At 71.9% G+C, this 24,285-nt stretch carries 21 protein-coding genes; 12 read left to right on the forward strand and 9 right to left on the reverse strand.

The features are described from left to right. Positions 1-4: 4 nt before the first annotated feature. From FHT37_RS12895 to FHT37_RS12905, 3 genes are read right to left on the reverse strand one after another with little or no spacing between them, the layout of a single operon-like run. A complete protein-coding gene (locus tag FHT37_RS12895) occupies positions 5-934 on the reverse strand; it encodes a branched-chain amino acid ABC transporter permease (protein WP_091725832.1) in 930 nt (309 codons plus the stop codon). Between the two features lie 24 nt (positions 935-958). Then, positions 959-1,867, reverse strand: a complete 909-nt coding sequence (locus FHT37_RS12900) for an ABC transporter ATP-binding protein (RefSeq protein ID WP_091725836.1) — start codon at positions 1,865-1,867, stop codon at positions 959-961. Further along, complete coding sequence (locus FHT37_RS12905; RefSeq protein WP_183482977.1) at positions 1,867-3,813, reverse strand: AMP-binding protein; 1,947 nt, start codon at positions 3,811-3,813, stop codon at positions 1,867-1,869. Before FHT37_RS12905 ends, FHT37_RS12900 begins: the two co-directional genes overlap by 1 nt. 327 nt (positions 3,814-4,140) lie before the next feature. Here FHT37_RS12905 and FHT37_RS12910 point away from each other — a divergent pair, with 327 nt between their 5' ends. Then, a complete protein-coding gene (locus FHT37_RS12910) occupies positions 4,141-4,797 on the forward strand; it encodes a Crp/Fnr family transcriptional regulator (RefSeq protein WP_404932661.1) in 657 nt (218 codons plus the stop codon). Between the two features lie 45 nt (positions 4,798-4,842). On the opposite strand, the gene FHT37_RS12915 is transcribed toward FHT37_RS12910, so the two are convergent. Beyond that, a complete protein-coding gene (locus FHT37_RS12915) occupies positions 4,843-5,433 on the reverse strand; it encodes a GNAT family N-acetyltransferase (protein ID WP_183481848.1) in 591 nt (196 codons plus the stop codon). 344 nt (positions 5,434-5,777) lie between these two features. Here FHT37_RS12915 and FHT37_RS12920 point away from each other — a divergent pair, with 344 nt between their 5' ends. From FHT37_RS12920 to FHT37_RS12940, 5 genes are all read left to right on the forward strand, one after another. Beyond that, a complete protein-coding gene (locus FHT37_RS12920) occupies positions 5,778-6,461 on the forward strand; it encodes a response regulator transcription factor (RefSeq protein ID WP_091725845.1) in 684 nt (227 codons plus the stop codon). A 7-nt stretch (positions 6,462-6,468) separates the two neighbouring features. Then, positions 6,469-7,773, forward strand: a complete 1,305-nt coding sequence (locus FHT37_RS12925; RefSeq protein ID WP_183481851.1) for a HAMP domain-containing sensor histidine kinase — start codon at positions 6,469-6,471, stop codon at positions 7,771-7,773. Between the two features lie 136 nt (positions 7,774-7,909). Further along, entirely contained in the window at positions 7,910-8,773 is an 864-nt protein-coding gene (imuA, locus tag FHT37_RS12930) for a translesion DNA synthesis-associated protein ImuA (protein WP_183481854.1), read from the forward strand. Continuing rightward, the gene (locus tag FHT37_RS12935; protein WP_183481856.1) at positions 8,721-10,208 is read left to right on the forward strand and encodes a DNA polymerase Y family protein; all 1,488 of its coding nucleotides are present in this window, start codon (positions 8,721-8,723) and stop codon (positions 10,206-10,208) included. Before imuA ends, FHT37_RS12935 begins: the two co-directional genes overlap by 53 nt. A gap of 13 nt (positions 10,209-10,221) precedes the next feature. Next, positions 10,222-13,521 (forward strand): error-prone DNA polymerase, encoded by a 3,300-nt coding sequence (locus FHT37_RS12940; protein ID WP_183481859.1) that lies wholly within the window; start codon positions 10,222-10,224, stop codon positions 13,519-13,521. Between the two features lies 1 nt (position 13,522). On the opposite strand, the gene FHT37_RS12945 is transcribed toward FHT37_RS12940, so the two are convergent. Together FHT37_RS12945 and FHT37_RS12950 are read right to left on the reverse strand one after the other, a co-directional pair. Beyond that, positions 13,523-13,957, reverse strand: a complete 435-nt coding sequence (locus FHT37_RS12945; RefSeq protein ID WP_147242550.1) for a type II toxin-antitoxin system VapC family toxin — start codon at positions 13,955-13,957, stop codon at positions 13,523-13,525. Then, positions 13,954-14,232, reverse strand: a complete 279-nt coding sequence (locus FHT37_RS12950) for an AbrB/MazE/SpoVT family DNA-binding domain-containing protein (protein ID WP_147242549.1) — start codon at positions 14,230-14,232, stop codon at positions 13,954-13,956. Before FHT37_RS12950 ends, FHT37_RS12945 begins: the two co-directional genes overlap by 4 nt. Positions 14,233-14,491: 259 nt before the next feature. On the opposite strand from FHT37_RS12950, the gene FHT37_RS12955 reads away from it, so the two are divergent. Then, positions 14,492-15,301: an alpha/beta hydrolase gene (locus FHT37_RS12955; RefSeq protein WP_141225321.1), complete on the forward strand. Its 810-nt coding sequence runs from the start codon at positions 14,492-14,494 to the stop codon at positions 15,299-15,301. Between the two features lie 156 nt (positions 15,302-15,457). Here FHT37_RS12955 and FHT37_RS12960 read toward each other — a convergent pair whose 3' ends face one another. Beyond that, positions 15,458-16,498, reverse strand: a complete 1,041-nt coding sequence (locus FHT37_RS12960; protein ID WP_175538319.1) for a hypothetical protein — start codon at positions 16,496-16,498, stop codon at positions 15,458-15,460. A gap of 181 nt (positions 16,499-16,679) precedes the next feature. Between FHT37_RS12960 and FHT37_RS12965 the strand changes: the two genes are divergently transcribed. The 3 genes from FHT37_RS12965 to FHT37_RS12975 all read left to right on the forward strand — a co-directional run bounded on the left by FHT37_RS12965 (position 16,680) and on the right by FHT37_RS12975 (position 19,772). Further along, entirely contained in the window at positions 16,680-18,164 is a 1,485-nt protein-coding gene (locus tag FHT37_RS12965; protein WP_183481862.1) for a hypothetical protein, read from the forward strand. Between the two features lie 152 nt (positions 18,165-18,316). Further along, positions 18,317-19,228, forward strand: a complete 912-nt coding sequence (locus FHT37_RS12970; RefSeq protein ID WP_183481865.1) for a class D beta-lactamase — start codon at positions 18,317-18,319, stop codon at positions 19,226-19,228. 52 nt (positions 19,229-19,280) lie between these two features. After that, positions 19,281-19,772: a copper chaperone PCu(A)C gene (locus FHT37_RS12975; protein ID WP_183481868.1), complete on the forward strand. Its 492-nt coding sequence runs from the start codon at positions 19,281-19,283 to the stop codon at positions 19,770-19,772. A 10-nt stretch (positions 19,773-19,782) separates the two neighbouring features. On the opposite strand, the gene FHT37_RS12980 is transcribed toward FHT37_RS12975, so the two are convergent. After that, complete coding sequence (locus tag FHT37_RS12980) at positions 19,783-20,721, reverse strand: LysR family transcriptional regulator (protein WP_183481871.1); 939 nt, start codon at positions 20,719-20,721, stop codon at positions 19,783-19,785. 150 nt (positions 20,722-20,871) lie between these two features. On the opposite strand from FHT37_RS12980, the gene FHT37_RS12985 reads away from it, so the two are divergent. Next, positions 20,872-21,912, forward strand: a complete 1,041-nt coding sequence (locus tag FHT37_RS12985; RefSeq protein ID WP_183481874.1) for a zinc-binding alcohol dehydrogenase family protein — start codon at positions 20,872-20,874, stop codon at positions 21,910-21,912. A 245-nt stretch (positions 21,913-22,157) separates the two neighbouring features. Then, a complete protein-coding gene (locus FHT37_RS12990) occupies positions 22,158-23,135 on the forward strand; it encodes a hypothetical protein (RefSeq protein ID WP_091725887.1) in 978 nt (325 codons plus the stop codon). A gap of 9 nt (positions 23,136-23,144) precedes the next feature. On the opposite strand, the gene FHT37_RS12995 is transcribed toward FHT37_RS12990, so the two are convergent. Further along, the gene (locus FHT37_RS12995; protein WP_183481877.1) at positions 23,145-24,230 is read right to left on the reverse strand and encodes a zf-TFIIB domain-containing protein; all 1,086 of its coding nucleotides are present in this window, start codon (positions 24,228-24,230) and stop codon (positions 23,145-23,147) included. Positions 24,231-24,285 lie beyond the last annotated feature (55 nt).

A 24,285-nucleotide genomic window follows, 5' to 3' on the forward strand; every position in this document is an offset into this window, starting at 1 on the left:
CCGTTCAGACGCGGTCGATGATCTTCTCGCCGAAGAGGCCCTGCGGCCGCACCAGCAGGAAGACCAGCGCCAGCACGTAGGCGAACCAGATCTCGATGCCGCCGCCCAGCGACGGGCCGATGTAGATCTCCGACAGCTTCTCGCCGACGCCGATGATCAGCCCGCCGATGATGGCGCCCGGCACCGAGGTCAGCCCGCCCAGGATCACCACCGGCAGCGCCTTGAGCGCCACCAGCGAGAGCGAGAACTGCACGCCCAGCTTGGAGCCCCAGATGATGCCGGCCACCAGCGCGACGAAGCCCGCCACGCTCCACACGATCACCCAGATGCGCGACAGCGGGATGCCGATCGACTGCGCCGCCTGGTGGTCGTCCGCCACCGCGCGCAGCGCGCGGCCGGTGCCGGTGAAGCGGAAGAACAGCGACAGCGCGGCGACCAGTACCGCGGCGATCAGCGCGGCCGCCAGGTCCTCCTGGTTGACCATCACGCCGCCCTGGAAGCTCTGCTCCATGAGGAAGACCGGATCCTTGGGCAGGCCGACGTCGATCTTGTAGATGTCCGAGCCGAACAGCGTCTGCCCGAAGCCGTCCAGGAAGTAGGTGATGCCCAGCGTGGCCATCAGCAGCGTGATGCCCTCCTGGTTGACCAGGCGCGACAGCACCAGCTTCTGGATCAGCCAGGCGACGGCCACCATCAGCGCCATCGCCACGAGGAAGGCCAGCAGGTTGACCGCGAGCTTGCCGCTCAAGCCGGTCCAGCGCGGGATCCATTCGGCAAAACGCGCCATCGCCAGCGCCGCGAACAGCACCATCGCGCCCTGCGCGAAGTTGAAGACGCCGCTGGCCTTGAAGATGAGCACGAAGCCCAGCGCCACCAGCGAATACAGCATGCCCGTCATCAGGCCGCCGATCAGCGTTTCGAGGAAGAAGCCCATGTCGATCGCTCCTGCGTCCTGCCGTCAATGCGAGGCGCCGAGGTAGGCGCGGATCACGTCCTCGTTGGCGCGGACCTCGTCGGGCCGGCCATCGCCGATCTTGCGGCCGTAGTCCAGCACCACCACGCGGTCGCTGATGTCCATCACCACGCCCATGTCGTGCTCGATCAGCACGATGGTGGTGCCGAACTCGTCGTTGACGTCCAGGATGAAGCGGCACATGTCCTGCTTCTCCTCGACGTTCATGCCGGCCATCGGCTCGTCCAGCAGCAGCACCTTGGGCTCCATCGCCAGCGCGCGGCCCAGGTCGACGCGCTTCTGCAGCCCGTAGGGCAGCCGGCCCACCGGCGTCTTGCGATACGGCTGGATCTCGAGGAAATCGATGATGCGCTCGACGTGCTCGCGGTGCGCGATCTCCTCGCGCTCCGCCGGGCTCCACCACGGATTGCGAAAGGCCTGTGCGAACAGGCCGGTGCGCATGCGCAGGTTGCGGCCGCTCATGATGTTGTCCAGCACGCTCATGCCCTTGAACAGCGCCAGGTTCTGGAAGGTGCGCGCCACGCCCATCTCGGCCATGCGGCGCAGCCGCGTGCGCGGGCTCAGCCGGCGAACGTCCTCGCCACGGAACAGCACCCGGCCCTGCTGCGGCTGGTAGACGCCGTTGATGCAGTTCAGCATCGAGCTCTTGCCCGCGCCGTTGGGGCCGATGATGGCGCGGATCTCGTGCTCGCGGACGTCGAAGCTGATGTCGTTGAGCGCCTTCACGCCGCCGAAGGACAGCGTGATGTTGCTGACTTCCAGGATCACCTCGCCGACACGGCGCTGCGCGGCGGGCGACTCGCTCGCGGCGGGCGCGCCCGGATCGGCGACGGCCGCGGCGGCCTGGGCATCCTGGAACAGCGCCGAGCCCGGCGCGGTGGCGATGGCGCTCATCAGGCGGCCCTCCGGGTGGGCGAGAAGGTGCGGGCCTCCTCGATGCGCAGGTCGGCGGCGACACTGCCGCTGCGGCCGTCCTCGAAGCGGACCGCCGTCTCGATGTACTGCGAGGGCCGGCCGTCGTAGAGCGCCTCGATCAGCACCTGGTACTTGTCGGCGATCGCGCCGCGGCGGACCTTGCGCGTGCGGGTGAGCTCGCCGTCGTCGGCATCCAGCTCCTTGTGCAGCACGAGGAAGCGGGTGATCTGGCTGCCGGCCAGACGCTCGTCCTGCGCGAGGTCGGCGTTGACCTTCTCCACGCAGTCGCGGATCAGCGCGTAGACCTCGGGCTTGCCGGCCAGGTCGGTGTAGCCGGCGTAGGGCAGGTTGCGGCGCTCGGCCCAGTTGCCGACGGCCTCGAAGTCGATGTTGACGAAGGCGCAGACGCGGTCGCGGCCATCGCCGAAGGCCACCGCCTCCTTCACGAAGGCGAAGAACTTGAGCTTGTTCTCGACGTACTTGGGCGCGAACATCGCGCCGTCATGCGCGCCGCCGCGCAGCCGGCCGACATCCTTGGCGCGGTCGATGATCTTCAGGTGGCCGCCGGCATCGAGGAAACCCGCGTCGCCGGTGCGGTACCAGCCGTCGGCGCCCAGCACCTCAGCCGTCGCTTCGGGGTTCTTGTAGTAGCCCTTGAGCAGGCCCGGCGAGCGCACCAGGATCTCGCCGCTCTCGGCGAGCTTGATCTCCACGCCGTCGATGGGCACGCCGACGGTGTCGGACCTGGCCTCGTGGTCGGGCTGCAGGCAGACGAAGACCGCGGTCTCGGTCGAGCCGTAGAGCTGCTTGAGGTTGATGCCGATGGAGCGGTAGAAGCTGAACAGGTCGGGGCCGATGGCCTCGCCGGCGGTGTAGGCCACGCGCACCCGCGAGAAGCCCAGCGCGTTGCGCAGCGGTCCGTAGACGGCGAGGTCGCCGAGCCGGTACTTGAAGCGCTCCCAGCCGCCGACCGACTGGCCGTCCATCAGCGCGGGCCCGACGCGACGGGCCAGCGCCATGCAGCGGGCGAAGAGCCAGCGCTTGAGCGCGCCGGCGTCCTCCATGCGGATCATCACGCTGGTGAGCAGGCCCTCGAAGACGCGCGGCGGCGCGAAGTAGTAGGTCGGGCCGATCTCCTTGAGGTCGATGCTGACGGTGCTGGCCGACTCGGGACAGTTGACGACGTAGCCGCAGGCCAGCCACTGCGCATAGCTGAAGATGTTCTGGCCGATCCAGGCGCACGGCAGGTAGGCCAGCACCTCCTCGTCGTGGGTGAGGCGGTCGAAGCGCGCGCCCGCCTGCGCGCGGTCGATCAAGGTCGCATGGGTGTGGACCACGCCCTTCGGGTGGCCGGTGGTGCCGGAGGTGAAGAACATCGCCGCCACGTCCTCGGCGCGGCCGGCCTCGACCTCGCGCTCGAACCAGCCGGGATGGCGCATCGCATGGGCGCGGCCGTCGTCGCACAGGCCGTCGATCGAGCCCAGGCCGTCGGCCGCGTAATGGCGCAGGCCGCGCGGATCGTCGAACCAGACGCGGCGCAGCGCCGGGCACTGGTCGCGGATCTCGAGCAGCTTGTCGACCTGCTCCTGGTCCTCGACGACGGCGAAGGCGACCTCGGCGTTCTGCAGCGGGTAGACGAACTCGGCGGCCACCGCGTCCTGGTACAGCGGCACCGGGATCGCGCCCAGCGACTGCGCGGCGAGCATGGCCGCGTACAGCCGCGGCCGGTTCTCGCCGATGACCACCAGATGCTGGCCGCGCGCCATGCCGGCGGCGGCGAAGCCGTGCGCGAGATCACGCACCAGCGCCGCGAGCCCGGCCCAGTCCAGCGTCTGCCAGATGCCGAGCTCCTTCTCGCGCAGCGCCGGCGCGCCGGGGCGCTGCCGTGCATGGGCGAGCAGCAAGCGGGGGAAGGTCTGGTCCACCGTCGTCTCCTTGTGGTCCCCGCTGTCGCCGTCTCTGGTGGAGGCGCTCATGCCGCGGGGTGAATGGACTGTAGGCCGGCTCATTGACGCCGTGTTGTCGTTGCGACGACATTCCTAGGGAGAGTTCGGGGCAGCGTTTTCCCCAGGGGGGCGCGTCAGGCTGTTGTCATGCGCCGGCGCGATGAACGGGGGATGGCCTCGATCACCGACACCGCTGTCCGCGCCGCGCTGGGTTCGCCGTCCCCGCCGCCCCTGCACCCGTCCCTGTCGGGAGCCGTGCCGACGCAGCCGCTGCGGCTGCGGGCGCGGGCCGCGAGTGCGCAGGAGATGGGCGCCATCCCCTGGCTGAAGGCGATCGAGCCGGAACTGCGCGAGCGAGTCTCCGCCAGCATCCAGGTGGCGGAGGTGGAGGTCGGCGAGCGCATCTGCCGCATCGGGCGCGAAGCCAATTTCTGGTTCGGCGTCATCGACGGCCTGCTCAAGATGAGCAACGACGAGGCGGCGGCGCGCCAGGTCACCTTCACCGGCGTGCCGCCGGGCGGCTGGTTCGGCGAGGGCACCCTGCTCAAGCGCGAGGCCTACCGCTACAACATCCAGGCGCTGCGCCGCAGCGTCGTCGCCGGCCTGCCGCTGGACAGCTTCCATGAGCTGCTGGAGACCAGCCTGGCCTTCAACCGCTACGTGCTGAACCAGCTCAACGAGCGGCTGGGCCAGTTCATCGCCGCGCGCGAGATCGACCGCCAGAGCGATCCCGACCTGCGCGTCGCCCGCAACCTGGCGGCGCTGTTCCATCCGCAGCTGTACCCCGGTGTGAACGGGCTGCTGCGCATCACGCAGCAGGAACTGGGGCACCTGGTGGGGCTCTCGCGCCAGCGCGTCAACGAGGCCCTGCGCCACCTGCAGGCGCAGCGGCTCATCGCAGTCGAGTACGGCGGACTGCGGGTGCTGGACCTGGCGGGGCTGCGGGTGTATCCGCAGCAGTAGCGGTGTCGGGGCGGCGTCGGTCCGCGGGCGCGGGGCCGGCCGGCCTCAGGCGCCGAACGGCGTCGCCTCGGGCTGCGCCGGCGGGTGCGCGGCGTACTGCGCGGCGTTGATCTCGTAGAGCAGGCTGGCCGCCTCGCCCGGATGCTCGGCGACCGAGCCGGTCAGCCGCAGCCCGACCCGCTCCAGCGTCTTGCGCGCCGCGGTGTTGCCCGGCGCCAGCAGCGCCTGCACCGAGGTCGCATGCAGGCTGTCGAAGGCCAGCGCCAGCGCCGCCAGCGACATCTCCGCCGCATACCCCTGGCCCCAGTGGTCGGACAGGAAGTGGAACTCCAGCAGCAGCGCCGGCGCGCCGCAGATCCGCCCCCGGCTCAGGCCGCCGAAGCCGATCGCCCCGAGCGAGGGCTGCTCGCGCAGCGCGACCGCCCACGGCCCCAGTCCGTCGCGCGCCCACAGCCCGCGCCATTGCTCCAGCCGCTCGGACATGGCGGGACCGCCGGATTCGAATCGACGATTCGCCGGGTCGCACAGCAGGTCGCGGAAGGTCCGGGCGTCCGCCGCCGCGGGCGGACGCAGGGTCAGCCGGGGCGTGTGGGTGAGCCGCTCGACGGCCGGGATGGAGAAGAGGGGGGCAAGCATAGGGGTTAACCCGCAAATTATGCGCCTGCGCCGCATTTCAAGTCATCTCCCGACCGCTCGGTCGGTGACCGCAGCGGGACTTGCGTCACGAAAGGTGACGAAGGCGTTGGAACCCTGGAAGTTTTGGCCCCTTGCGCGCAGATCGCCCGCTGCTTGTGCCGATCCCAAGGCCGCTCCCGGGGCCGTTACCCCGGCCGCGCCGGGCGACAGCCCAGCGACAGGTCGGCGCGGGCCGACTCGCATAGCATTCCCGGCATCCGCGGGCCCGGCGGGGGACTTCCCCCCTCCGGGCTCCCTCCCCAGGACGACGCGGCGCCCGGCGCCGCAGGAACGTGAGCCTCGTCATGAAGCTGCTGGTCATCGAAGACAACCCGGACATCGTCGCCAACCTGTTCGCCTACCTCGAGCCGATGGGCTACGAGCTGGACGTGGCCCGCAACGGCCTGGGCGGGCTGGCGCAGGCCGCCGCCGGCTCCTACGACGCGATCGTGCTGGACCTGACCCTGCCCGGCCTGGACGGGCTGGACGTGGCCCGCCGCCTGCGCAAGGACTTCCGCCGGCCGACCCCCATCCTGATGCTGACCGCGCGCGACACCATCGCCGACAAGGTCACCGGCTTCGAGAGCGGCGCCGACGACTACCTGGTCAAGCCCTTCTCGCTGGTCGAGCTGGAGATCCGCCTCAAGGCGCTGATGCGGCGCTCCCACGGGCTGAACCTGAGCTCGGCGGTGAGCTACGCCGACGTCAGCTTCGACCCCGACACGCTGGAAGCCACCCGCGCCGGCAAGCCGCTGCAGCTCACGCCCACCGGCTACAAGCTGCTCTCGGCCCTGCTGCGCGAGGCCCCCAAGCTGGTCCGCCGCGAGGACCTGGAACGCGAGGTCTGGGGCAACGACCCGCCCGACAGCGATGCGCTGCGCACCCACATCCACGCGCTGCGCTCGGCGTTGGACAAGCCCTTCCCCGTCCCGCTGCTGAAGACCCATCCGGGCATCGGATACCGGCTGGTGTCGCCCGATGCGGGCTGAGCCCCGCGTGACCCGCGCCCCCTGGCGCCTGCGCTCCACCGCCGCGCCGACGACGCTGCGCACGCGCGTCGCCGCGGCCTTCCTGCTGCTGACCCTGCTGGTCTGCGGCGCCTTCGCCGTGGCGGCGGTGCGCATCGCCTCGAGCATCGAGGACCGCCTGATCGACCAGCGCCTGAGCCGCACCGCCGATGAGCTGATCGCCCGCGAGCGGCAGGGCCTGGAGCCCGATCTGCCGCCCAGCGTCACGCTCTACCGCGGCACGGAGATCCCGGCCCCGCTGCGCGGGAAGCCGCCCGGCAAGTACACGCTGCCGCAGGACGGCCAGCTGGTCAGCGCGCTGGTCCGGGACGACCTCGGCCCGGTCTTCGTGCTGACCGACCGCGACGAGGACTTCGCCAAGATCGAGGCGGGCGTCTACGGCCTGCTCGGCCTGGCTTTCGTCTGCTGCCTGGGGCTGGCGCTGTTCCTGGCGCAGCTGACCGCGAGCCGCATCGTCGCGCCGGTGACCGCGCTGGCACGCGCCGTGGAAACCGGCGCCGCGCCGCGCGAGTACCCGCTGCAGGATTCCACCGACGAACTGGGCGTGCTCTCGCGCGCCTTCGCCGCCAAGACCGAGGCCCAGCAGCGCTACCTGGACCGCGAGCGCTGGTTCACCGGCGATGTCAGCCATGAGCTGCGCACCCCGCTGGCGGTGATGCTGGGCGCCGCCGAGGTCCTGAAGGCGCGCCTGCACGGCCGCGACGACATGGTCGAGCTGGCCGAGCGCATCCGCCGCACCGCCGCCGACACCAGCGAGCGCGTGGTCGCGATGCTGCTGCTGTCGCGCGATCCGGCCAGCATCGGCGCGCCGCCGACCGCGGTGCTGCCGCTGCTGCGCCAGGAGATGGAGCGCTGCCGGCCGCTGCTCAAGGGCAAGGCCGTCGAGATGACGCTGCATGCCGCTCCCGCCGATGCCGCCCTGGAAGTGCCGGCGCGGCCCGAGCTCGCGGCGATCGCGCTGGGCAACCTGATCCGCAACGCCTGCCAGTTCACCGAGGAAGGCCGCGTCGACATCCGGCTCGAGGCCGGCCGCGTCGTCATCGAGGACACCGGCATCGGCATCCCGCCGGCCGTGCGCGACCGCATCTTCGACCGCTTCATGCAGGTGGACCCAGCCGGCGCCGGCAGCGCCGGGCTGGGCCTGGCCATCGTCAAGCGCGTGGCCGAGCACCTGGGCTGGACCGTCAGCCTGGAGGCGCCCGCCAACGGCGGGACGCGCTTCGCGCTGAGCTTCGGGCAGGCGTCCAGGGAGCGGGACATTCTCCCCACTTGAAGCGCGACATCCGCTGGACGGGTCGGCCGTCCCACCTATACTGTATGCACATACAGCTCCCAACGCCGGTGTCACGACCGGCGTTGTCGTCTCTTCCGCCGACCGTCCCGCTGATCGTTCCGCCGACCGCCCCGCCATGTCCGCCCTGCCCTTGCCCCTTCCCCCCGCCGTGGCCGAGGCCGTCTGGCGCGGCGACGCGCTGGGCCGCGGCACCGACACCGTCTGGCCCAGCGGCTTCGACGCGCTGGACGCGGAACTGCCCGGCGGCGGCTGGCCCGGCCGCCAACTGACCGAACTGCTGCTGCCGCAGTTCTCGCTGGCCGAATGGCGGCTGGCCGGCCCGGCGCTGCGGCGCGTGGTCGCCGACGGCGCCGCGGTGGCGATGGTCGGCCCGCCCAAGCGCCCGCACCTGCCCGGCCTGATGCACCTGGGACTGGACGAGCGCCACCTGGTCTGGATCGACGCGCGCGCGCCCTCGGAGCGGCTCTGGTGCGCCGAGCAGCTGATCAAGTCCAACGCCGCCGGCGCGGTGCTGGCCTGGATGCCGCAGGCCGCGCCGGAACAGCTGCGGCGGCTGCAGGTGCTGGCGCAGTCCTTCGAGGGGCCGGTGTTCCTGTTCCGGCCGCTGGCCGCGCGCCACGATCCCTCGCCGGCGCCGCTGCGGCTGCAGGTGACGATCGACGTCGACTGGGCGCTGGACGTCCTGATCCTCAAGCGCAAGGGCCCCGCCCACGAGACGCCGCTGCGGCTGACGTCCATCCCGGGCGGGCTCGAGCGGGTGCTGACGCCCCGGGTGATGCGGCCCAGCACGATGCGCCCTGTCGCGCCGATCGCGCCACTCGCGCCGGTCATGCCCGCCGCGACCGAAGCCGCGCCCGCCGCAGCGTCCGCCTTGTCCGAATCCTCGCGCGCGCCGCAGCCGCTCGCCCTGTTCCCGGAGCTGACCGATGTTGTGGGTCGCCCTGATCCTGCCGCCTCGTCCGCCGGCGCCGTCCGCTGATCCGGCCGCGCCGCCGGACCATCCCTGGGGGATCTGTCCGGAGGCGCAGGCGGGACTGGCCGTGTGGTGCCTGCAGTTCACGCCGCGCGTGGCGCTGATGGAGGACGCCGTCGTCATGGAGGTCGAGGCCAGCCTGCGCTTGTTCCGCGGTCGGGGCGCGCTCCAGGCGCGCATCGCCGACGAGGCGCCGGACCTGGGCGCCGTCGGCATCGGCTGGGCGCCGACAGCCACCGCCGCGCTGGTGCTGGCGCGCTGCGGCGTGCCGGACCTGGGTGGCCGGCTGCTGCAGGCGGTGCTGGATCCGCTCCCGCTGCAGGCGCTGAGCGCCGGCGCCGAACATGCCGAGCCGCTGAGCCGTGCCGGCATCAACACGCTGGGCCAGTTGCGGGCCTTGCCGCGCGGCGGCATCAGCCGGCGCTTCGGGGCGGCGCTGCTGGCGATGCTGGACCAGGCCTACGGGCTGCGTCCGGAGGCGCATCGCTGGGAAGTGCTGCCGGAGGATTTCCACGCCCGCATCGAGCTGCCCGGCCGCGTGGACCACGCGCCGGCGCTGCTGCTGGGCGCGAGGCCGCTGCTGATGCGGCTGTGCGGCTGGCTGGCGGCGCGCCATGCCGGCGCGACCGGCGTGACGCTGCACTGGGTGCACGACTCGATGCGCGCCAAGGACGCGGGCGATGGCGGATCGCTGACGATCCGCACCGCCGAGCCGATCCGCGCGCTCGAGCACTTCTGCCGGCTGATGGCCGAGCACCTGGCCAAGACGAAGCTGCTGGCGCCGGTGGGCGAACTGCGGCTGGAGGCGATCGGCGTCCAGGCCCTGACCGAGGACAGCGCCTCGCTGCTGCCCGACACGGTGCGCACCGGCGAGACGCTCTACCTGACGCTGGAGCGCATCGCCGCGCGCCTGGGCCCGGAGCGGGTGATGCAGCCGGCGCCTGGCGACGATCACCGGCTCGAATGGATGACGCGCTGGCAGCCCGCCACCGACGGCCAGCGCGCCGGCGCCTCCGGCACGGGGCGCCGCCGCCTGGCGACGCGGCCCGCGCCGTCCATGCCCGAACCCGGCTTCCTGCTGGAGCCGCCGCTGCGCCTGGCGCTGCGCGAACACCGGCCGCATTACCAGGGCGCGCTGACGCTGCTGGTCGGTCCCGACCGCATCGAGGGCGGCTGGTGGGACCGCCTGCCGGCGCGAGCGCCAGCGGACGCGGCGGCCGGGACTGGGACCGGAGCTGGAGCCGGAGCCCGGGACCAGACCGCGCCGCCCTTCACCGCGCTCGTGCCGCAGGACGACGCGGCGATGGTGGCCGTCGGCCACCGCAACGTCGTGCGCGACTACTGGATCGCGGTCAACGACAACGCGGGCGTCGTCGCCATCTTCCGGCAACCGCTGGACGATGGCGGCAGCGCCTGGTTCCTGCACGGCGTCTACGCCTGAACGAGGTCGAGCGATGACGGCCCCGCCTGCCCTGCCCGCCGCCGCACTGCCCGCGCTACCTGCGCTGCCGGACTACGCCGAACTGCGCTGCCTCAGCAACTTCAGCTTCCTCAAGGGCGCCAGCTGGCCCGAGGAGCTGGTCGAGCGCGCCAAGGAACTCGGCTACAGCGCGCTCGCGATCACCGATGAATGCTCGATGGCCGGCATCGTGCGCGCGCACGTGGCCGCCAAGCAGCATGGGCTGAAGCTGCTCGTGGGCAGCCAGTTCCGCATCGACCCGCGCGACGGCGCCGGTCCGGACGAGGCGGCCCCCTTCACGCTGGTGGCGCTGGCCTGCAACCTGAACGGCTACGGCAACCTGTGCCAGCTGATCTCGCGGCTGCGGCGCTCGGCCGACAAGGGCAGCTACCGCTGCACGATCGACGACATCGGCCCCCAGGCACTGGATGACTGCGTCGTCATCGCCTGCGCGGACCGGCATGCGGCGGCCGCGCCGCTGCTGGCGATGTCGCGCTGGCTGCTGTCGCGCTTCACCGGCCGCTGCTGGCTGGGCGTGACCCAGACCCGCGAGCTCGACGACGAAAGCCGTCTGCTGCGACTGCGCGAGGCGGCCGCGCTGACCGAGATCCCGCTGGTGGCCGTCGGCGACGTCACCATGCATGTGCGCAGCCGCAAACCGCTGCAGGACGTGTTGACCGCGACCCGGCTGGGTCGGCCGCTGACCGAGTGCGGCCAGGCGCTGGACCGCAACGCCGAGCGCCACCTGCGAGCGCGGGGCCGGCTCGGGCTGGCCTTCCCCGCCGAACTGCTGGCCGAGACCCTGCGCGTGGCCGCCCGCTGCGAGTTCAAGCTCGACGAACTGCGCTACCACTACCCCTCGGAGGTCGTGCCCGACGGCGAGACGCCGGCCAGCCACCTGCGCCGCCTGACTTACGAAGGCGCGGGCCGGCGCTGGCCCGACGGCATTCCTCCGGCGGTCAGCGAGCAGATCGAACGCGAGCTCGCGCTGATCGAGGAGCTGCGCTACGAGCATTACTTCCTCACCGTTGCCGACATCGTCCACTTCGCGCGCTCGCAGGGCATCCTGTGCCAGGGGCGCGGCAGCGCGGCCAATTCCATCGTCTGCTACTGCACCCACGTGACCGAGGTCGATCCGCAGCGGATGCAGGTGCTGTTCGAGCGCTTCATCAGCAAGGAGCGCAACGAGCCGCCCGACATCGACATCGACTTCGAGCACGAGCGCCGCGAGGAGGTCATCCAGTACCTCTACCGCAAGTACACGCGCGAGCGCGCGGCGCTGGCGGCGGTGGTGATCTCGTACCGGGTCAAGAGCGCGCTGCGCGACGTCGGCAAGGCGCTGGGTTTCGAGCCGGAGACCCTGGACACGCTGTGCGGCAACCACCAGTGGTGGGACGGCCAGACCATCGACGCGGAGCGGCTGCGCGAATCGGGCCTGGACGCGAATGACCTGGCGGTGCGGCAACTGGTGGAGATCACCTCGGAGCTGCTCGGCTTCCCGCGTCACCTGTCGCAGCATCCGGGCGGCTTCGTGCTGACGCAAGGACCGCTGACGCGCATGGTGCCGGTGGAGAACGCGTCGATGCCGGACCGCACCGTGATCGAGTGGGACAAGGACGACCTCGACGCGGTCGGACTGCTCAAGGTCGACGTGCTGGGGCTGGGCATGCTGACGGCGATCCGCAAGACGCTGGACTTCATCGGCAAGCGCCAGCGGGCTCCCTTCGAGGTCAAGGACATTCCGGCCGAGGACCAGGCCACCTACAAGATGATCCAGCGCGCCGAGACGATCGGCGTGTTCCAGATCGAGAGCCGGGCGCAGCGCAGCATGCTGCCGCGGCTCAAGCCCGAGAAGTTCTACGACCTGGTGATCGAGGTGGCGATCGTGCGGCCCGGTCCGATCCAGGGCGGGATGGTGCATCCCTACCTGCAGCGGCGACAGGGGCTGGAGCCGGTGGTCTATCCGAGCGGATTGGAATCGGTGCTGGACCGCACGCTGGGGGTGCCGGTGTTCCAGGAACAGGTGATGCAGATCGCGATGATCGCGGCTGGCTTCACCGGCGGCGAGGCCGACGAGCTGCGGCGCTCGATGGCGGCCTGGAAGCGCAAGGGCGACCTGGGGAAATACCGCGAGAAGCTGATCGAGGGGATGCGCGCGCGCGACTACCCGGTGTCCTTCGCGGAGCAGATCTTCGAGCAGATCAAGGGCTTCTCGGAGTACGGCTTCCCGGAGTCGCACGCCGCGTCGTTCGCGCTGCTGGTCTACACGAGCAGCTGGCTCAAGAAGCACCGGACGGCGGAATTCCTGGCGGGGATGCTGAACGCGCAGCCGCTGGGCTTCTATTCACCGAGCCAGCTGGTGCAGGACGCCCGGCGCAGCGGCGTCGAGGTGCGGCCGCCGGACGTGATGCACAGCGACTGGGACTGCACGCTGGAGCGTGCCGATGGCCGCGTGATCCGACCCACGCGTCGCGGCAAGGACGCCGAGGCGCTCGATGCGCGGCCGCTGGACCAGGACGGCATCGCGCAGGACGAGGACGGCGACCCCTATCTGGAGTCGGACGAAGCGCTGGCGATCGACGCGGCGCCGGTGGCGGTGCGGCTGGGACTGCGGCTGGTGAAGGGCCTGCAGCAGGCCTCGGCGGCGGCGATCTGCCTCGAGCGCAGACGCGGCCCGTTCAACGACGCGGAAGACCTGGCGCGCCGCACCGGCCTGAACCAGCAGCAGATGACGATGCTGGCGGCGGGCGACGCGCTGACCAGCCTGAGCGGCCATCGGCGCCAGCAGATGTGGGACGCGGCCGCGCAGCATGCGCCGCCCCCGCTGCTGTCGACGGCACCGGTGCAGGAGGACTTCCTGGCGCTGCCGCAGGCGCCGGAGGGCGAGGAGATCGTCTTCGACTACGCGTCGCTGGGCCTGACGCTGCGGCGGCATCCGCTGTCGCTGCTGCGGCCGATGCTGCGCGAGCAGCGCTGGATGTCGGCACAGGAGCTGAACGAGTTGCCGGATGGCCGCCCGGCGCGCGGCTGCGGGATCGTGACGGTCAAGCAGCAGCCGGCGACGGCCAAGGGGACGATCTTCATCTCTCTGGAGGACGAGACCGGGGACATCCAGGTCATCGTGCACCGCGCGCTGTGGCAGCGGCAGCGCCAGGTCATGCTGCATTCGCGGCTGATGGCGGTGAAGGGCAAGTGGCAGCGCAGCGGGGAGGTCCGCAACCTGATCGCCGGCCACATGGAAGACCTGACCCCGATGCTGGGACGCTTGAGAACGGAGAGCCGGGATTTTCACTAGATCACTGGAACGCCACCGACGCGTCGACGGAAACCACATCACGTGGCGACGCTACCTTCTCCCCAAGCAACTTGAGCTTCTTGAAGGCAGCCCTGTCGAACGTCATGAACACCTCGCCACCCGAAAGACGCCCTTCACAGGCGATCGCCCCATCGGCGAAATCGCCCCCGAGGTCGAGCACCGCCAGCCCTGCGGTAACGGCAAACAGGTTGACCTTGACACAGGGCTTCTCCACAAGCGCTCGTATCGCCTGGGCAATCTCGCCCGCTTCGAATTTGTACGAGCGTCCAAGCACCCAGGCGAACTCGCAGAGACACGACACCGGAACAACCACGAGCTCTGCGTCACCCAGCAAGCGCATTGCGGCACGAGCCTGATCCAGGTCGTCCATGACGGCGATCCGGACCAGCACGTTGGTATCAACAGTCACCTTCATGGCTCTCCGGCCCATCCGTTCGCGATGGTCTCATTCATCTCGTCGATCGATACCGCCCCGGGGCGCCCCCGCGGCACTCCCGCAAGGATGCCAAGAAGGTCTCGAATATCGCCGGTCCGTCCACCTCGAAGAACGCAGCAGCCGTTGGGCAGCAGGTCGACCTCGATCTTTCCGCCTGGCCGGACTTTCAGGTGATCGAGCACCAACCGTTCAAGCTTGACCGTGCGACGCTGAGACACCGTCATCGGCAGCAAATCGATCATCACGATGCTCATGAACAACCTCTCTCGTGCGTTGATGGACCCGGAAGACTAGCCCCGCACGCCATCGAAAAACCGCCTCTCCCCCTGACTTCCGTCAACGGTGGGAGAGAACGCGCAGCCTCCCCCTGCGGATCCCTCGGCTGTAGGTTTCGTCCGACGGCGCAATGCGTCCTCCGGGGGGTACCCAAGGGGTCGGTCCTTGCGGAAAGATCGGCTCAATGGCCCTCATGCCGACCCCGCCCGTCCCGATGGCCTGGCCGGCCCCGACATCATGAAAAAGATCGCCGTCCGTGCCCGCGCGCTGCCCGTCGCGGCGCCGCTCATCCCGTCGCCCTCCTGGGCGCTGCTCGGCATCGAGCCGCTGCGTGCCGCGATGGAATACGCCAGCTGCCGCCTGATGGACCGCAGCGGTCATCCGCCCGGCGACGGCCATCCCGTCATCGTGTTCCCCGGCCTGGCGGCCGATGCGCAGTCGATCGCTCCGCTGGTGGGCTTCTGCCACGGCCTCGGCTACGCGGCGCGCGACTGGGGCCGCGGCCTGAACACCGGGCCGGTGGGGAACATCGACCGCTGGCTCGACGCCCTCGCCGCCGACATCGAGGCGCTGGTCGCCGACCAGCCGCAGGCGGTCTCGCTGGTCGGCTGGAGCCTGGGCGGCATCTACGCGCGCGAGATCGCCAAGCGCATCGCGCTGCCCGTCCGGCAGGTCATCACGATCGGCACGCCGATCACCGGCGAGGCGGCGCAGACCAACGTCAGCCTGCTCTACCGCTGGATCAACGGCGCGCTGCCGGTGCTGGACGAGGACTTCAAGGCGCGCCTCCTGGCCGCGCCCCAGGTGCCGACCACGGCCATCTACAGCCGCAGCGACGGCGTCGTCGCCTGGCAGGCCTGCGTGCAGCGCGAGGACCATCCGATGATCGAGAACGTCGAGGTCGACGGCAGCCACTGCGGCCTGGTGTGGAATCCCGCGGTGCTGAAGGTGGTCGCCGACCGGCTCGCCCATGCGCCCGGCGCGTGGCGCCCCTATGGCGACGCCACCGAGGCGAAACCCGCGCGCGCCGTCCAGTCGCTGAACTGATCGGCGCCGAGCGCTGAGCAGCGCTCTGCGAGCGGCAGGCGCCGGGAGGCGCCCTGCCGCCCCACGCGCTACCGAATCAAGGCGATCAAGATGATGATCGGAATCGGCACGCCCAGCAGGTACAGCAACAGCGATCGCATGCGAGCTCTCCTTGGTTCAATCGATGAGGTCGCGCTGCCGGCCGCCGATGGTGGCCAGCAGGCTCGCGGTGAAGGCGCCGATCAGCAGCGCCACGAACATCCACAGCGCCGCCGCCAGCGTCGCCTTGCGCGCGGCATCCGCGGCTTCGCGGGCGCGCGTTTCCAGCGCCTGCGCCTCGGCGCGGGCGCGCTGCAGCGTCTCGGTCACGCGCCGTTCGGCCTCGGCCTGCGTCAGGCCGGTCCGCTGCGCCACCAGCTGCGAGGCGGCGCGCGTGTCGTCCGAGGACAGGCGGCCCTCATGACGCAGCGCCCGTACCACGAGGCGTCGCAGCGCGGCGGACGACTGCTCGTCCGCATGCGCCATCGACGCGTCCGGCCAGCCGCGCAGCGTCGCCGGATTGGCCCCGGCCGGCGCAGCGCCGGCGGTCGCGGTGAGCGAGGGCCGCAGCAGCGTGTCCACGTAATAGCCGAGATCGTCGCGAGCCAGCGGATCCGAGCCCGCCCGGCCCTCCGCGCCGCGCTCGGCCAGGGTACCGTCGGTCTCGGGCGATGTCCCCGCGGTCGCCGTCGTCGCTGTCGCCGCCGCGCCGGCCGTCGCGACGCCGGCTGCTGTCGCCGCGCCCTTCACGCCCAGTCCCGCGATCGCCCCCACCGACGCCGTCAGCGTGGCCGCGGTGAACAGCGTCGCCACCGCCCAGGACAGCAGGCCGTGGGCGGTATCGCGGAAGTGGACCTCGTCGGCATCGGTGCCGCGCCAGCGCACCCGCAGCCGTCCGGCCAGGTAGCCCCCAAGCCCCGACGCCGCCAATTGCGTGAAGGCGAGCCACGCGATGCCCGCCGCGCCGAGCGTGCCGGCGCTGGCGCCATCGCCGCCCCAGGGCGACACGGCGGCCAGGCCCAGCCCGACGCCGAGCAGCAGCAGGATCAGCGACAGCGCCGCCGCCGCGGCCGCACCGGCCAGCACCGCGCCCCACGACACCGCCGAGACCGTCCCCCGGGCGGGGTAGGCTCCGCCGACGCTGCTCTCGCCCGCATACCAGGCTTCGTTCGCGACCATCGCAATCCCCTCGAGTGGTGATGAGGTCTGCTGGCAAAGGACGGACCTGAGATCGGGGACGCCCCTTTGGAGACGGCGCCCATGACCGGTGCCGTAACCCCGTGCCGTAACCCGGCGCCGTAACGCGCGTTACGCCGATGCCGTCACACCGACCGCGCGGCCCGCGCAGAATGCGTCACCCATGACCGTTGCCACCGTTGCCTCCGTTTCCTCCGCACCCGTCGCCGACAGCGTCGCGCATCGCCTCCAGCTGCTGCCGCACGGCCTGCGCATCGACGGCCTGCCCGAACTCCGCAACCGCCTGCTGCCGCGCCTGCTGGCCGCGCTGCTGCAGGCGCACGAGCAGGGCCTGGCCCGCGTCGACAGCCCCTGCTCGCGCGCCGAGCTGCGCGAGCGCATCGCCGGCATGGCCGAGCTGCACCGCACCCAGGTCTGGCGCGCGCTGGCGTTGCTGGACGACGGCCCGCTGGCCGCGCTGATCGAGGCCAGCGCCCGCAGCAGCGGCCCGTTCTGGCTGAACGCCCCACTGCTGGCGCGCTGCCAAGTTGAGATCGATGGCGAGCCCGCCGCCGGCGAAGCCCTCGCGCGCTGGCTCGGCCAGCAGCGCCCGGTGCGCGCGCCGGCCGCCGCGCCGCTGCTGCCGCTGGCCTACGCCGAGGCGCTGGCGCGCGCCGACTACCTGCTCGACCGCGGCGAGCTCTACCCCGCCCGGCTCGCGCTCCAGCAAGCCGCGCCGCACGTGCCGGAGGGCGACGACGCCGCGGCCGCCGCCCTCGGCCTGCGCCGCGCCCGCATCGCGCGCCGCCTGGGCGACTGGGCCGCGCTGCAGGACGAGCTGCGCGAACTCGGCCAGGCCCTCAACCACGGCCGCCTGCCCAGGCTGGAACGCCGGCAACTGCGCGCCCGCGTCGCGATCCTGGCGGCCTGGCACTGGTACGGCAGCCTCGGCCAGGCCGCGCCGGCGCTGGACAAGCTCGACGAGGTCGAGCCCGAGGCGCTCGCCAGCGACTCCACCCTGCGCTGCGACCACGGCAACCTGCGCGGCATCGTGCTGCGCGAGCTCGCCCTGGCCCGCGGCGACGCGGCGCTGGCGACGCAGTCGCTGGCCAGCCTGGGCGACGCGCTGCGCGCCGCCTCGCTGGCCGGCCTGCCCGACGCGCTGCAGGTCTGCGCCGCCAATTTGTCCAACACGCTGGGCCAGCTCGTCGAGGCCGGCCTGCTGCCCGCCGCGGGCCCCGGCATCGAGGACGCGCTGCGCTGGCTGCTGCTGAGCGACGCGCTGTGCGCGCGCTGGCAGCTCGGACGCAGTTCGTTGCTGAACACCATCTTCCTGCTGCGACTGGCGGCGCTGGGCCGGCTGGACTTCGCCGCGCTCCAGCGCCTCGCTTCGGCGCAGGGCCTGCCGCTGCCGGCGGTCTCCTTCAACGAGCTCGCGGCCCAGCGCTGGGCCTCCTGCCGCGCGCGCCACTCGCAGATCCCCGCCGACCAGCGCTGCGCCTTCCTGTTGCTGTGGGCTCGCCATGCGCTCGACGAAGGCGACGCCTTCACCGCCACCGACCTGGTGCGCCAGGCCCGGCTGCAGGCCCGCAAGCTGCGCGACGAGGACGCGCGGCGCCGCTACCTCGACGAGGCCGAGACGCTGATGCCGCGCACCCGCCGCGCCTGAGCCGCGGCGATCCACCGCGGCGCCGCGCAGCGTGGGATCGACCGCGTCGAGGTCGAAGGTCGCCGGCGCAACGCCCGTAACCGCACTTCGACGCGGCGCCGCGCGGCGGACTCCGGACACTGGCGGCCTCGATCACCGCACGGAGTTCCTCCATGACCCTGTCCCGTCTGTCGACCGGCGCCCTGCTCGTCTGCCTCGCGCTCACCGCCTGCCGCGCCTCGTTCGCACAGGGCGGCGCGACGCCCGCCCCGGCTCCGTCCGCCACGTCCTCCGCACCCGCCGCCGTGGCCGTCGTCCCCGCCGACCAGCGCGAGCGTTGGGAGACCCGCCCGGAGCTGCAGCGCCATTTCGCCGAGCTCGGCACCACGGGCACGATCGCCGTGCTCGACACCCGCGCGCATCGCTGGATCGCCTCGGACAGCGTGCGCGCCTTCGAGACCTTCCTGCCCGCCTCGACCTTCAAGATCCCGATGTCGCTGATCGCGCTGGAGACCGGCGCCGCGGTCGACGAGACGCAACCCTTCAAATGGGACGGCACCGAGCGGCGGATCGCTGACTGGAACCGCGACCAGACGCTGGCCTCGGCCTACCGGGTCTCGGCGGTGTGGGTGTTCCAGTCGCTGGCCCGCCAGGTCGGCCAGCCGACGGTGCAGCAGTTCCTGCGCGACTTCCGCTACGGCAACGCGATCGCGGGCCCGGTCGGCGATCGCTTCTGGCTCGACGGCGACCTGCGCATCTCCGCCGTCGGCCAGGTGGAATTCCTGCGCCGCGTGCATGACCGCGCGCTGCCGCTGTCCGACCGGACCTACGACATCGCTCGCAAGGTCCTGCTGCGCGAGCAGGGCCCCGGCTGGCGGATGTACGCCAAGACCGGCTGGGCCGATGACGCCCGGCCGCGGCCGATCGGCTGGTTCGTCGGCTGGGTCGAGCAGGACCGCGACCCGCGGCCGGTCTACTTCGCGCTCAACCTGGACATGACCGATGCGGCTTTCGCCCCGCGCCGCGAGGAGATCGCCAAGCGCGTGCTGCGCGCGCTCGGCGCGCTGGAGCCCGCCAGGCCGTGAGCGATCGCCGATACTCGCCCGATCGTCGACAACCCCGATTGGACGCCCCCCGATGAAGTCCCCCGCTCTTGCCCGTGCCGCCGTCCTCCCCCTGCTGCTGGTCGCCGGACTGGCCCAGGCCCAGGTCGTCGTCAGCGACGCCTGGGTCCGCGCCACGGTGCCGCAGCAGAAGTCCACCGGCGCCTTCATGCAGATCAAGTCGCCGACGGACACGAAGCTGGTCTCGATCAGCTCGCCGGTCGCCGGCGTGGCCGAGGTGCACGAGATGGCGATGGACGGCAACGTCATGCGCATGCGACCGGTCAGCGCGCTGGCGGTGCCGGCCGGCAAGCCGGTGGACCTCAAGCCGGGCGGTTATCACGTGATGCTGATGGAGCTGAAGGGCCCGCTCAAGACCGGCGACGCGGTGCCGCTGACGTTGGTGTTCGAGGGCGCTGACAAGTCGCGCTCGACCGTCACCGTCCAGGCGCCGGCCCGGACCGGCCCGGTCACCGCCCCCGACGCCAAGGACCCGCACGCGGGCCACGGCGACCACAAGCACTGAACGCGCGACCTCAGGGGCGCCGCAGCCCCTCCGCGAGGTGATCCACCAGCGCCTTGAGCCGCAAGGGCAGGAAGCGCTGGCTGGGCATCAGCGCATGCAGCGGCATCGGACGGCCGACCCACTCGGGCAGCACCTCCACCAGCGCGCCGCTGGCCAGGCTGTCGCGGATGTCGAGGTCGCTCTTGTAGGTGAGCCCCCGCCCTTCGAGGGCCCACTGGTGGGCGATGCCGCCGTCGTCGGCGGTGCGCCGGCCCTGCACCGACACCTCCACCGGCGCCGCCTGCATCGCGTCGCGGCGCCAGAAGCGCCACTCGCGCTCCAGCCGGTCGCCGATCTTGAAGCGGATGCATTCGTGCTGCGTCAGCTCGCCGGGATGGGTGGGCCGTCCCTCCCGCTTCAGATAGTCCGGCGACGCGACCAGCAGCCGGCGTCCGTCATGGAGCTTGCGCGCCACCAGCCGCGAGTCGGCCAGCTCGCCATACCGCAGCGCCAGGTCCACCTCGTCGCGCACCACGTCCTGCAGCGCGTCGCCGACGCTGAGCTGCAGCTCGACGCCCGGGTGGCGGTCGAGGAAGCTGTCCAGCAGCGGCAGCAGCACCCGCCGCGTCAGGTCGCTGGACGCGCTCAGGCGGATGCGCCCGCGCAGGGCCGCCTGGTTGCCGCGGCCCTTGCCCGCCGGGCCCTCGCCCTCGGACACCAGCGCCAGGCCCTCGTCGAGCAGCTCCAGCGCCCGCTGCGCATAGTCCCGCAACCGCTCGCCGGCCATGGTCAGCCGCAGGGCCCGCGTGCTGCGCTCGGCCAGCCGCACGCCCAGCCGCGCCTCCAGCTTCTTCAGCATCGCGCTGGCCGCCGCCGGCGTGATGCCCATCTCGCGCGACGCCGCCGTCAGGCTGCCGCCCCGCGCGCACTCGATCAGCAGGCGCAGCTCGGCGGTGTTTTCGATGTCCATGGGCCGTCCTCCTCTGGGGATCTTCAATCCAGGCTTGAAACTGATAGCAATTCAGCGGACTTCATTGATTCTGCCCAAGCGCGCACCATCCGTCCCCTGCGGATCGTCATCCCCTCTTCCTGTCTCCCAATCCTTAAAAGGAGTCGTCTCATGAAAGCCGTCGGCTACTTCCAGTCATTGCCCATTACCGCGTCCGAGTCGCTGCTCGACCTGGACCTGCCCCTGCCCGCCCCCGGAGCGAAGGACCTGCTGGTCGAGGTCGCCGCGGTCGCCGTCAATCCGGTGGACACCAAGATCCGGGTGCGCCGCGCCAGCGCCGACGGCACGACGCCGGTGATCCTGGGCTGGGACGCGGTCGGCACGGTGCGCGCGATCGGTCCGGAGGTCAGCGGCTTCGCCGTCGGCGACCGGGTCTGGTACGCCGGCGACATCACCCGCCCCGGCAGCAATGCGCAGTTCCAGTGCGTCGACCACCGCATCGCGGCCCGCGCGCCCACGACGGTGAGCGACGCCGAGGCGGCCGCGCTGCCGCTGACCGCGATCACCGCCTGGGAACTGCTGTTCGACCGCCTGCAGGTGCAGCAGCAGGCGGACCGTCCGGTCAGCCTGCTGGTCACCGGCGCGGCGGGGGGCGTCGGCTCCATCCTGGTCCAGCTGGCACGACGCCAGACCCACCTGACCGTCATCGGCACCAGCTCCGAGCCGGAGGGCGAAGGCGGCCGCTGGCTGCGCTCGCTGGGCGCGCATCACGTGATCAACCACCGCGAGCCGATCGCGCCGCAAATCGCCGCCCTGCAGCGCGACGGCGCGCCGCCGCTGCGCTACGTCACCAGCCTGACCCACACGCCGCAGCACTTCCCAGGCCTGGTCGAGGCCCTCGAACCGCAGGGCAAGCTGGCGCTGATCGATGACTTCGGTCCGGGCGACATCGACGTGATGGCGCTGAAGGGCAAGTCGCTGTCGCTGCACTGGGAACTGATGTTCACGCGCAGCATGCATGCGACGCACGACATCGCCGCCCAGGGCCGGCTGCTGGCCGAGGTCGCGGCGCTGGTCGACGCGGGGCAACTGCGCACGACGCTGGCCGACGTCGTCGGTCCGATCTCCGCCGAGCACCTCCGGCGCGCCCATGCGCTGCAGGAGAGCCAGCGCCAGCGCGGCAAGCTGGTGCTGCAGGGCTGGCCCGCCTGAACGGGGCCTGAGCGCGACCTGAACGTCGGGCCCGCGAGGCCCGCGTTGCGCGCATGCCGCACTTCTCGTCACAGTTGTGACGTCTTACCGCCCCGGCCCGCCGGGGCGTTTTCATTGGCACGCGGCTCGGGAAAACCTCCAGTGCGCGACGGCCTCGCGCAGGCGATACCTGCGGCCTCGGACGCCACGACGCGTCCGGCGAATCAACAACGGCCGACCACGGCCATGCAGAGCGAGGGATCGTCATGAACATCCGCAAGGTCCTGGCCGCCGTCCTGCCGGCGGCCCTTCTGTGCGCCGGCGCCTCGGCCACCGCCGCCACCATCGGCGTGATCCTGCCGGGCAGCTACCCGAGCACGGCGCAGGCCGAGGAGTTGCAACTGGGCATGACGCTCGCGCTCAAGACCTGGCCCGGCGACGCGGCGCCCAAGCTGGTCATCAAGGACAGCGGCTGCGACGCCCGCAAGGCCGATGCGATCTCCCAGGAATTCATCAAGGCCAAGGTGGACCTGGTGCTGGGCAACTGGTGCGAGATCAACGCCGGCGCCGACGCGCTGAAGGCGGCCGGCATCCCCTTCATCTCCAGCAATGCCGAGCGGGTCAAGGACCAGGACCTGCAGCTGCAGCTGGGCCGCATCGAGCTCAATGCCGGCGAGAAGATCGCCGCCGACCTGCGCCGCCAGACCGGGCTGCGGATCAGCGCGCGGACCTCGTGCTGGATGGACTTCGACGCGACGCTGTCCGAGCGCGTGGACGCGGTGCTGTGCCCGGTGCTGACGGTCGACCGCGGCCGCTGGGACCAGGTGGCCAACACCTACGGCGCGGCCTTCCGCAAGCCCTTCACCGCCTCGGCCGCGCGCGGCTACGCGGCGATGGAGGTGGCCTTGAACTACCTGCGGCGAGCCAAGGGCATGAAGCCCGCGGCGGCGCTGAAGGAGACCCAGGCTATGGCCACGCTGCTGGGCCCGGTGCCGACGCTGGACGCGCCGGCGCCGACGACGGCGCTGCAGCTGGTCTTCCGCCACGACCTGCCCAAGCTCAATCCGCAGCAGTCGCAGACGCTGGACAAGCTGGTCAAGACCAAGGGCTGCGCCTGCCCCGGCGGCACGCTGCGCAACGGCTGCCCGCGCGACTCCGGTCCGTGGGGCGAGCTGCCCTTCGTCGTGCGCGGTGGCGGCACACCGCCGGCCTGCACCAAGCCGATCGGGCTGCTGGAACTCTGAGCGGCCCGCTCAGCGCAGCAGCAGCGCGGCGATCCGCAGCGCGATCTCCACCAGCGTCGGCGGCGAGCCGCCGCTGGATTCGGGCCATCCGGAGCTCGGCCATTCGCGGGCGCCTCCGCGGTCGCGGCGGGCGTTCTCCCGGTCGTAGCGTTTCTCGTAGTCGCCTCGCCAGAAGTGGCCATGCTTGCCGCCCGCCGGATCGCTGGGAGTGACATAGGAGGCCAGCCGGCGGCGGCGTTCCTGCTCCACCTCGTCCTCGGCGACGCGCCCGTCGTGCTCAAGCGCATCGAGCAAGGGCCCGAGTTCCTCCAGCGACGGCACCACCACCGCGTGATGGCAATGCCCGCAGCGCGTCTCGCGCGTCGGATCCATCGGTGCGCCGCAGCCGCGGCAGGCCCAGCCGACCGGCTTGCCGCCGCTGGGCATCAGCAGCGGCTCCGAGGGCGAGCGCCGGCGCAGCGCGTTCGTCAGGCGCGGCATGTCGATCATCACCAGCGGGCTCCGGCACCACGGGCAGTCCTCGCCCTTGCCGTCGGCCGGGCCACCGCAGCTCAGGCAGGACAGCTGGCGCCGCTCCGCCTGCAGCGCGCCGCGCTCGGCGGGCAGCAGCGGCCGCACCAAGCCGCGCTCGGCCAACATGCCGGCCTGGCTGTGCAGGTGGCCGCCGCAACCACCGCACTCCAGCACCGGGAAGCGCCCGTAGCGCGTGAGATTGCGGACCTCCTTCAGCGCCTTCGCGCAGAGCGGGCAGGCCCGGCTCGGCGCGTGCGGCACGTCCGCCTGGCGCAGCCGGTGCAGGTCGCGCAGCAGCTGGATCCAGGCGGCCGGGGACAGGTGCACCGACTCGCGCGCGTCGAACCACACCAGTCCGCAAGGGCCGCAGTGGTCGATGTCGACCGTCGCCGGCGCGTGATGCCCGGGCAGGCTCAGGTGGCGCATCGGGGCCCGGCACTGCGGGCAGTCGACCAGCGCGCCCTTGCGCAGCGGCAGGTCGGGGTCCATCGCCAACGGCGGCAGCGGCGGGGGCGCCTCCGGCACGGTGTCGGGGAAGTCGTCGCCCGGGCGGCGGCCCGGCGTGGTGATCGGCAAGGACATGGCCGGGATTCTGGTCCATGCGCCGTTCGCCCCGATGGGGGGTTGCGCACGTCGG

Source organism: Mitsuaria sp. BK037 (assembly GCF_014193045.1).
Classification (GTDB): domain Bacteria; phylum Pseudomonadota; class Gammaproteobacteria; order Burkholderiales; family Burkholderiaceae_C; genus Roseateles.

Excerpts from the sequence above, each read along its gene's own strand:
- FHT37_RS12895 (WP_091725832.1), bottom strand. The coding sequence starts at position 934 with ATGGGCTTCTTCCTCGAAACGCTGATCGGCGGCCTGATGACGGGCATG.
- FHT37_RS12900 (WP_091725836.1), bottom strand. The coding sequence starts at position 1,867 with ATGAGCGCCATCGCCACCGCGCCGGGCTCGGCGCTGTTCCAGGATGCC.
- FHT37_RS12910 (WP_404932661.1), top strand. The coding sequence starts at position 4,141 with ATGGGCGCCATCCCCTGGCTGAAGGCGATCGAGCCGGAACTGCGCGAG.
- FHT37_RS12915 (WP_183481848.1), bottom strand. The coding sequence starts at position 5,433 with ATGCTTGCCCCCCTCTTCTCCATCCCGGCCGTCGAGCGGCTCACCCAC.
- FHT37_RS12920 (WP_091725845.1), top strand. The coding sequence starts at position 5,778 with ATGAAGCTGCTGGTCATCGAAGACAACCCGGACATCGTCGCCAACCTG.
- imuA (WP_183481854.1), top strand. The coding sequence starts at position 7,910 with ATGTCCGCCCTGCCCTTGCCCCTTCCCCCCGCCGTGGCCGAGGCCGTC.
- FHT37_RS12935 (WP_183481856.1), top strand. The coding sequence starts at position 8,721 with ATGTTGTGGGTCGCCCTGATCCTGCCGCCTCGTCCGCCGGCGCCGTCC.
- FHT37_RS12940 (WP_183481859.1), top strand. The coding sequence starts at position 10,222 with ATGACGGCCCCGCCTGCCCTGCCCGCCGCCGCACTGCCCGCGCTACCT.
- FHT37_RS12945 (WP_147242550.1), bottom strand. The coding sequence starts at position 13,957 with ATGAAGGTGACTGTTGATACCAACGTGCTGGTCCGGATCGCCGTCATG.
- FHT37_RS12950 (WP_147242549.1), bottom strand. The coding sequence starts at position 14,232 with ATGAGCATCGTGATGATCGATTTGCTGCCGATGACGGTGTCTCAGCGT.
- FHT37_RS12955 (WP_141225321.1), top strand. The coding sequence starts at position 14,492 with ATGAAAAAGATCGCCGTCCGTGCCCGCGCGCTGCCCGTCGCGGCGCCG.
- FHT37_RS12960 (WP_175538319.1), bottom strand. The coding sequence starts at position 16,498 with ATGGTCGCGAACGAAGCCTGGTATGCGGGCGAGAGCAGCGTCGGCGGA.
- FHT37_RS12965 (WP_183481862.1), top strand. The coding sequence starts at position 16,680 with ATGACCGTTGCCACCGTTGCCTCCGTTTCCTCCGCACCCGTCGCCGAC.
- FHT37_RS12970 (WP_183481865.1), top strand. The coding sequence starts at position 18,317 with ATGACCCTGTCCCGTCTGTCGACCGGCGCCCTGCTCGTCTGCCTCGCG.
- FHT37_RS12975 (WP_183481868.1), top strand. The coding sequence starts at position 19,281 with ATGAAGTCCCCCGCTCTTGCCCGTGCCGCCGTCCTCCCCCTGCTGCTG.
- FHT37_RS12980 (WP_183481871.1), bottom strand. The coding sequence starts at position 20,721 with ATGGACATCGAAAACACCGCCGAGCTGCGCCTGCTGATCGAGTGCGCG.
- FHT37_RS12985 (WP_183481874.1), top strand. The coding sequence starts at position 20,872 with ATGAAAGCCGTCGGCTACTTCCAGTCATTGCCCATTACCGCGTCCGAG.
- FHT37_RS12990 (WP_091725887.1), top strand. The coding sequence starts at position 22,158 with ATGAACATCCGCAAGGTCCTGGCCGCCGTCCTGCCGGCGGCCCTTCTG.
- FHT37_RS12995 (WP_183481877.1), bottom strand. The coding sequence starts at position 24,230 with ATGTCCTTGCCGATCACCACGCCGGGCCGCCGCCCGGGCGACGACTTC.